The following is a 258-nucleotide window of genomic DNA, read 5'->3' on the forward strand; positions in this document are numbered from 1 at the left end:
GGTCTACAACCTCGACTGGCTGGGGCGGCCGGTGGTACGGGCGCGGCTGCACTGGGTTCAAGCCGAGGCCAGTGCTGCTGCCGCGGCGTTGCTGCGACGCACTGGTGACCCCCTCTACGAACAGTGGTATCGACGCTTCTGGGAATTCACCTGCAGCCATTTCATCGACCTGCAAAATGGCAGCTGGCATCACGAACTCGACAGCGACAACCAGCCAGCGGCCAGTATCTGGCCTGGAAAGCCCGATCTCTATCACGC

1 protein-coding gene is annotated in these 258 nt (G+C 62.4%); it reads left to right on the forward strand.

Annotated features, from left to right (window positions below):
• Nucleotides 1–258 (forward strand): AGE family epimerase/isomerase (locus AC0IYH_RS32415; RefSeq protein WP_471838442.1); only part of this gene is annotated, 258 nt, incomplete at both ends.

This window comes from Pseudomonas sp. AC463 (assembly GCF_979253585.1).